Source organism: Candidatus Rokuibacteriota bacterium (genome assembly GCA_016209385.1).
Classification (GTDB): domain Bacteria; phylum Methylomirabilota; class Methylomirabilia; order Rokubacteriales; family CSP1-6; genus JACQWB01.
Genome location: JACQWB010000211.1, coordinates 1 through 7,370 on the forward strand (window position 1 = coordinate 1; position 7,370 = coordinate 7,370).

At 71.7% G+C, this 7,370-nt stretch carries 6 protein-coding genes; all 6 read left to right on the forward strand.

Annotation, left to right across the window (positions count from 1 at the left end):
* Positions 1 to 60 precede the first annotated feature (60 nt).
* Positions 61 to 975 (forward strand): 16S rRNA (cytosine(1402)-N(4))-methyltransferase RsmH, encoded by a 915-nt coding sequence (gene rsmH, locus HY726_15520; protein MBI4610405.1) that lies wholly within the window; start codon positions 61 to 63, stop codon positions 973 to 975.
* Positions 962 to 1,351 carry a cell division protein FtsL gene (locus HY726_15525; GenBank protein ID MBI4610406.1) on the forward strand — a complete coding sequence of 130 codons (390 nt, stop codon included), beginning with the start codon at positions 962 to 964 and terminating at the stop codon, positions 1,349 to 1,351. Before rsmH ends, HY726_15525 begins: the two co-directional genes overlap by 14 nt.
* Before the next feature lie 166 nt (positions 1,352 to 1,517).
* Positions 1,518 to 3,473: a penicillin-binding protein gene (locus HY726_15530; GenBank protein MBI4610407.1), complete on the forward strand. Its 1,956-nt coding sequence runs from the start codon at positions 1,518 to 1,520 to the stop codon at positions 3,471 to 3,473.
* A 76-nt stretch (positions 3,474 to 3,549) separates the two neighbouring features.
* Positions 3,550 to 5,037, forward strand: a complete 1,488-nt coding sequence (locus tag HY726_15535; GenBank protein MBI4610408.1) for a UDP-N-acetylmuramoyl-L-alanyl-D-glutamate--2,6-diaminopimelate ligase — start codon at positions 3,550 to 3,552, stop codon at positions 5,035 to 5,037.
* Positions 5,038 to 5,045: 8 nt separating this feature from the next.
* Positions 5,046 to 6,434 (forward strand): UDP-N-acetylmuramoyl-tripeptide--D-alanyl-D-alanine ligase, encoded by a 1,389-nt coding sequence (locus HY726_15540; GenBank protein MBI4610409.1) that lies wholly within the window; start codon positions 5,046 to 5,048, stop codon positions 6,432 to 6,434.
* A gap of 3 nt (positions 6,435 to 6,437) precedes the next feature.
* Positions 6,438 to 7,370: phospho-N-acetylmuramoyl-pentapeptide-transferase (gene mraY / locus HY726_15545; protein MBI4610410.1), on the forward strand; the 933-nt coding region annotated here is incomplete at its 3' end.

Genomic DNA, 7,370 nt, shown 5'->3' on the forward strand with positions numbered 1-7,370 from the left:
CCATCAGGACGAGCTGCCGACGGTCTTCGAGAAGCTGTCGAGCCTTGGAGTCTGAGGCCGGTGGACCGGGAGGGTGGCGAACACCTCCCGGTGCTGGTGGAGGAAGTCTCGTTTCTCCTGCGCCCCCGATACGGGGGCTGGGTGGTGGACGCGACAGTGGGAACGGGTGGGCATGCGATGGCGCTCCTGGAGCAGAATGACGCGGCGCGGCTCCTGGGAATCGACCGCGACGCCGGGGCCCTCGCCCGCGCCCGGACGCGGCTGGCGCGCTTCGGGGTCCGCGTGGTGCTGCGCCACGGGAACTTCCGTGATCTCGGAGCGCTCGCGCGGTCGGCGGGGGTGACGGAGGCCGAGACGGTGCTCCTGGACCTGGGCGTGTCCACGTACCAGCTGGAGGCCTCGGGGCGAGGGTTTTCGTTCCGGACCGACGAGCCCCTGGACATGCGGATGGACCCCTCGGAGGGATCGACCGCGGCCCAGTTGCTCCAGCGCCTGTCCGAAGCCGAGCTGACGCGCATCTTTCACGAGTACGGCGACGAGCCTCACGCGCGTCGCATCGCCCGCGCCGTCGTCACCGGACGCCGCCGGGCCAGCGTGAGCACGACCGCCGACCTGGTCGCAGCCGTGAAGGCGGCGGTGCCGCGCCGCGCCTGGCCTCGCCGGACCCACGTGGCCACTCGGGTCTTCCAGGCGCTTCGGATTGCCGTGAACGATGAACTCGGCGCCCTCGCCGCGGCGCTGCCCCAAGCGGCACAGCTTCTGGCGCCGGGCGGGCGGCTGGGAGTGATCAGCTTCCACTCGGGCGAGGACCGCCTCGTCAAGCTCGGCTTCACCGCGCTCGCGTCGGGCCCCTACGTGGTCCTGACCCCGGGCCCCCTCAGGCCGAGCCGTGACGAGGTGCGGGCCAACCCTCGGGCGCGGAGCGCGAAGCTCAGGATCCTGGAGCGCGTGGAGGCGATCGATGTCGCCGCTTGATCAGGCTTCACGGATCGTTCGCGAGCGCGACCTGTCGCGGCTCCGCGCCATGGGCGTGGCTCTCGCCCTCTCGGCGTGCCTGGTGGTGAGCGCGCTGGGCGTCGTCGGGCTCCGAGTCCAGCAGGTGCGGCTCTCCTATCGGCTCGACGCGCTCCGCGCGGCGAAGGTCGAGACGGGCGAGCTCAACCGCCAGCTGCGGATCGAGCTGGCCACGCTCCGATCCCCGGCGCGGATCGAGGCCAAGGCCCTCGCCGAACTGGGCATGGCTCCGCCCGCGCCGCACCAGATCCGGCTCGCGCGCGAGTTCACGGCGGGGAGCGAGGGGAGCGCCTCACGCCTGACGGCGTGGGACGCCCGGCGCCACGACGCGCGATGATCCCGTGGCGGGCCTGCCTCACGGGTTCGAGCGCCGGCTTTGCCCGCGCGATTGACTCGGGCCTCGCGGGGCGAGGGGCCTGCCTCCCGGCATGGCCGACCCCGCCACGCTCGAACGACGGGGGAGGCATCGGAAGGGGGGCGAAGCCCCCCTCCGAGTGATGAGCGTGGCTCTCCGATCCCGAACGCTCATCCTCGCCGCCCTCCTTGCCTGCGCCTTCCTCGGTCTCATCGCCCGGCTCGTCGTGCTCCAGGTGGTCAAGCACGAGAGCCTGACGCGCCTGGCCGAGCGCCAGCACTCGAAGACGATCGCGCTCAAGCCCAAACGCGGCTCGATCGTCGATCGCCACGGCCGGCCCCTGGCGGTGTCGAGCGCCGCGGAGTCGCTCTACGCGCTCCCCGCCCGGATCCCTGACCCCGAGCGGCTGGCCGCGAGCCTCGCACCGGTCCTGAACGAGTCGGCTGCCGACATCCACAAGCGCCTGGTCTCCGACAGGCCGTTCACGTGGGTGAGGCGGAAGCTCCCGCCGCCGGTGGCGCAGAGCGTGCGCGCCCTCGGCCAACCCGGGCTCGGGTTTGTCGAGGACTCGCTGCGCTTCTACCCGAACCGCGAGCTGGCCAGCCACCTCCTGGGCTTCGCGGGGGCGGACGGCCGCGGCCTCGAAGGAATCGAGCACGCCCTGGACGGCCACCTGGCGGGGCACCCCGGAGTGGGGCTCGTCGAGCGGGACGGGCTCGGACGCGAGCTGGGGCGGATGCCGGCGGTGTTGAGGCCCCCGACGCCGGGACGCGAGGTGCGCCTCACCCTCGACACGACGATCCAGTACCTCGTGGAGCGCGAGATCGAGACGGCGTGGCGCCGGACGCGGTCCAAGGCCGCCCTGGCCCTCGTCCTCGACCCGCGCACCGGCGAGGTCCTCGCGCTCGCCATGCGCCCGACCTTCAACCCCAACAACTTCGCCGCGGCCAGCAGCGCCGAGTGGCGGAATCGCGCCATCACGGATCCCTTCGAACCGGGCTCCACCTTCAAGGTGATCCTGGCCGCCGCGGCGCTCGAAGAAGGCGTGGCCCGCCCCACCGACCGCGTGTACGCGGAGGAAGGGGCCATCACGGTCGCCAGCAGCGTGATCCACGACTGGAAGCGCTACGGCTGGCTCACCTTCTCCGAGGTACTCCAGCACTCCTCCAACGTGGGCGCCATCAAGATCGGACTCGGCCTGGGCAAGGAGCGCTTCCATCGCTACATGGCCGGCTTCGGCTTCGGGAGCCTCACGGGCCTCGGCCTGCCGGGCGAGAGCCGGGGAAAGGTCCGACCTCCGGAGATCTGGTCCGGGCTCTCACTCGCGTCCATGTCCATCGGCCAAGAGGTGTCCGTGACGGCGATCCAGCTCGCCACCGCCTTCGGCGCCATCGCGAACGGCGGCCGGCTCCTGCGTCCCCAGGTCGTGCGGGCGGTGATCGATCCCGACGGGCGCGAGGTCCAGGAGCTCGAGCCCCGGGTGGTCCGGCAGGTGATCTCGCCGGTCACCGCCCGGACCCTCAGCGAGATCCTGACGCGCGTGGTCGCGGAGGGGACGGGCAGGCAGGCGGTGATGGCGGACTACGACGTCGCCGGCAAGACCGGCACCGCGCAGAAGCTCGACCCGACGACGCGACGCTATTCCCACGCGCCCGGGGTGCTCTCCTTCGTGGGTTTCGCGCCGGCAGAGGACCCTCGCTTTGTTATGCTGGTGCTCCTGGACGAGCCCCAGGCCGCGAAATGGGGGAGCGAGGCCGCGGCGCCGGTCTTCGCGGCGGTGGGCGGCCGCCTGCTCCGCTACCTCAACGTGCCGCCGCGCGACACGCCGCCGCTGCATATCGTCCGCGGGCCCTCGCCGGGACCCACCGTGCCGGGGTCGGGCGCGCAGGCAGCCCGGGTCCCTGACGGCGTCCCGGACCAGCCACGGATGCCGCAGCTCGTCGGGCAGCGTCTCCGCCCGGCGCTCGCGGCCCTGGCGCTCTACGGGGTAGAGGTGGAGCTACGAGGCCACGGTGTCGTGGTCGCCCAAGAGCCCGCCGCCGGCGCGGAGCTGGGGCCTGCAACCCTCTGCCGGCTCGAGCTGGCGGAGCCGACCGGCACGTGATCCCGAAATGAGCTTGCCAGGCGAACGACTCCGATGACACGTTAGATGGAGCGAATGATCTCCCTTGGGCGAACGGATCGTTCCGGTGCGGACGCTTCTTGACGCGCTCCCGGCGAAGGAGGTGCGGGGCCAGCTCCCAGCGACCGTCAGCGGTCTCGCGTACGACTCGCGCCGGGTGAAGCGCGGCGGCTGCTTCGTGGCTGTCCCCGGCCTGAGGGAGGATGGCAGGCGCTTCATCCCCGAGGCGGTGCAGCGCGGAGCCGGGCTCGTCGTGACCGAAGGGCACGATCCCCTGCCTGGCGCCGGCCCGGCCCGGGTCCTGGTTCCCTCGGCGCGTGAGGCCCTCGCCCGCCTGGCCGACGCCTACTTCGGCCACCCGTCGGGGAAGCTGCTCGTCGTCGGCATCACCGGCACCAACGGCAAAACCACGACGTCCTACCTGGTCGACGCGCTGCTCCGGGGCATGGGAATGAAGACCGGCGTCGTGGGGACGATCCAGTATCGGGTGGGCGACGAGGCCGTGTCGGCGGGCCAGACGACCCCCGAGGCGGTCGAGCTTCAGGCCCTCCTCGCGCGCATGGTGGAGTCAGGGGTGGGTGGCGTGGCGATGGAGGTCTCCTCCCACGCGCTGGCGCTCCACCGCGTGGACGCGATCGATTTCGACGTCGCGGTTTTCACGAACCTCACCCAAGACCACCTGGACTTTCACGGGACCCTCGCGGCCTACCGCGAGGCCAAGGCCCGGCTCTTCACGCTCCTCGCCGGCTCGCCGAAGCCGGGGCGGACCGCTGTCATCAACGCCGACGACCCGGCGGGCGCCTCCATGGTCGCGGGCTTCGCGCTGCCGACGCTGACCTTCGGGCTCGGCTCGGCGGCCCACGTCCGGGCGGTCCGCTTCGCGACGACCCTCGAGGGGACGGAGCTCGAGATCCAGACGCCCCGCGGCGCCTGCGCCCTCCGGTCCCCCCTCATCGGCGAGCCGAACGTGATGAACCTCCTGGCGGCGTGCGCCGTCGGCGTCGCGCTCGGGCTCGATCCCGGCTCGGTGGCGCGGTCGCTCGCGGGCGTCCGGGCCGTGCCGGGCCGGTTCGAGCGCGTGGAGGTGGGCCAGCCGTTCCTGGTGGTGGTGGACTACGCCCACACGCCCGACGCGCTGGAACGGGTCCTGTTCACGGCCCGCAGACTCACTCCGGGACGCCTCGGCGTGGTGTTCGGGTGCGGCGGGGACCGGGATCGGGGCAAGCGGCCCCGCATGGGCGAGATCGCCGCACGTCTCGCCGACCGGGCCTGGATCACCTCGGACAATCCGCGGAGCGAACCCCCGCAGGCCATCATCGACCAAATCCTCGTCGGGGTCAGGCGCGCCTGGCCCGACCCCGGCCGCTATGCTACGATCCGGGACAGGCGCGCCGCTATCCAAGACGCCCTCGCGTGGGCCCGCCCGGGCGATACGGTCGTGATCGCGGGCAAGGGCCACGAGACGTACCAGCTTATCGGCTCCGAGGTGCTCCCCTTCGACGACCGGGCTGTGGCGCGTCAGATTCTCGAGGCGCGATCGCCTTAGGCAGACGCATGCCGCGCTTCACGGTGCAGGACGTGGTTCGAGCCACCCACGGCGCCCTGGTCGGGGGCGACCTGGGGATCCCCGTGACGGGTGTGTCCGTCGACACCCGGACCCTCAGGGTGGGAGAGGCCTTCTTCGCGATCAAGGGGCACCACCTGGACGGGCACGCCTTCCTCGCCGAGGCGGCGGGCCGAGGGGCGTCCTGTCTCGTCGTGCACCAGCTGCCCGACGAGGTGCCGGCGGGCGTCCCCGTCGTGCTGGTCGAGGACACGACCCGGGCTCTGGGACGGATTGCGGGCTTCCATCGGAGCCGTTTCGACATTCCCGTGGTCGCCGTGACCGGTTCCAACGGGAAGACGACGACGAAGGAGATGACGGCGGCGGTGCTGGGGACGCGCTGGTCGGTGCTCAAGTCCGCCGCCAGCTTCAACAATCAGTGGGGGCTTCCCCTCACGCTCTTAGGGCTCTCCCACGAGTACGAAGCGGCAGTCTTGGAGCTGGGGGCGAATCAACCGGGGGAGATCGCCTACCTTGCGGAGCTCTGCCGGCCGACGGTGGCGGTGGTGACGACGGTGGCGGTGGTGCATACGGAGTTCTTCAAGACGCTCGAGGGCGTGAGAGAGGAGAAGGCCGCGCTCGTCCGCGCGGTCTTCGAGGAGGGGAGCGTGGTCCTGAACGGCGACGACCCGCGCGTGCGGGCCATGGCCCGGGACGCCCGAGGGCGGGTCATCGTCGTCGGGCTCGCCCGCGACGCGCGGGTCCGCGCGGTCGGAGAGCTTCAGGAGCGCGCGGACGGCATCGGCTTCACGCTTGAGATCGACGGCCGAAGGCGGGCCGTCAGGCTGGCCTTTCTCGGACCCCACAACGTGACCAACGCGCTCGCCAGCGCCGGGGCCGGGGTCGCGCTCGGTCTTTCCCTCGACGAGATCGCCGCTGGCCTCGAGGCCGCGCGTCCCCTGAAGGGGCGCCTGGTCTGGCGGCGTGCGGGCTCCATCCGGATCCTCGACGACACCTACAACGCCAACCCGGCGTCCGTGCGGGCCGCCCTCGCCGCCCTCGCGCCCGCGCGCGGTGCCGGGCGCCTCCTCGTGGCCCTCGGCGACATGCTGGAGCTCGGCGACAGCGCGGCGGCTGCGCACCGCGACGTCGGCCGGCTGGTGGCCGAGTGCGGCGCTGCCGAGTTCGTCGGCGTGGGTTCCCTGATGCGCCACGCCGCGGAGGCGGCTCGCGACGCGGGCCTCCTCGAGAGCCGCCACGTGGAGACGTTCCAGGAGGCGGTGGCGCTGCTCCTCAAGCGGCTCGCTCCCGGGGACACCCTGTTAGTGAAGGGATCCAGGGGGATGCGGATGGAGCGCGTGGTAGATGCCCTGGTGGCCCGGCTCGGAGGAGGCGAATGAGGCATGTTCTTTCATCTCCTCGCGCCGCTGGCCAAGGAACACATCATCTTCAACGTCTTCCGGTACATCACGTTCCGGACGGCGATGGCGACCGTGACCGCGCTGCTCATCTCCTTCGTGCTCGGCCCCTGGCTGATCCGAAAGCTCCGCGCGCTCCAGGCGGGCACCGAGACCATCCGCGAGGACACGCCGGAGCGCCACCGGGGCAAAGCCGGGACCCCCACGATGGGCGGCATCCTCATCCTCTCGGCGATCCTGCTCTCGACGCTCCTGTGGGGGAACCTGAGGAACCGCTACGTGTGGGTGATCGTCACCGCGACCGCCGGCCTGGGGCTGATCGGCCTCTGGGACGACTGGCGGAAGCTCCGCACCCGGAGAGGGGTTTCCGCTGGCCAGAAGTTCGGCGCCCAAATCCTGCTCATCGTCCTGCTCCTGGGCTCCCTCTATTTCTTCCCGCCCGCCGGGTTCTCGACGGTCCTCGCGGTCCCGTTCCTCAAGGGGTGGTTGATCCCGCTCGGCTGGTTCTGGATCCCGTTCGCGCTCCTCGTGATCGTGGGGGCGTCCAACGCGGTGAACCTGACCGACGGGCTGGACGGCCTCGCGGTCGGCCCCGTCATCATGGCCGGCGGCGCCTTCGCCGTGATCGCGTACCTGACCGGCAACTTCAAGGCCGCCGACTATCTGCAGATCCTGAACGTGAAGGGTGCGGGCGAGCTGACCGTCTTCTGCGGCGCGCTCGTCGGGGCGGCGATGGGCTTTCTCTGGTTCAACAGCTACCCGGCTCAGGTCTTCATGGGGGATGTGGGCTCGCTGGCGCTCGGCGGCGCGATCGGAACCCTGGCGGTCCTCACCAAGGCCGAGCTGTTGCTCCCGCTGATCGGGGGGCTCTACGTGGTGGAGGCGGGCTCGGTGATCATCCAGGTGGCTGCGTTCAAG

What these genes read in the sequence shown, in the direction of transcription:
- HY726_15540 (MBI4610409.1), top strand. Translation starts at nt 5,046, where the DNA reads ATGCCGCGCTTCACGGTGCAGGACGTGGTTCGAGCCACCCACGGCGCC.
- HY726_15525 (MBI4610406.1), top strand. Translation starts at nt 962, where the DNA reads ATGTCGCCGCTTGATCAGGCTTCACGGATCGTTCGCGAGCGCGACCTG.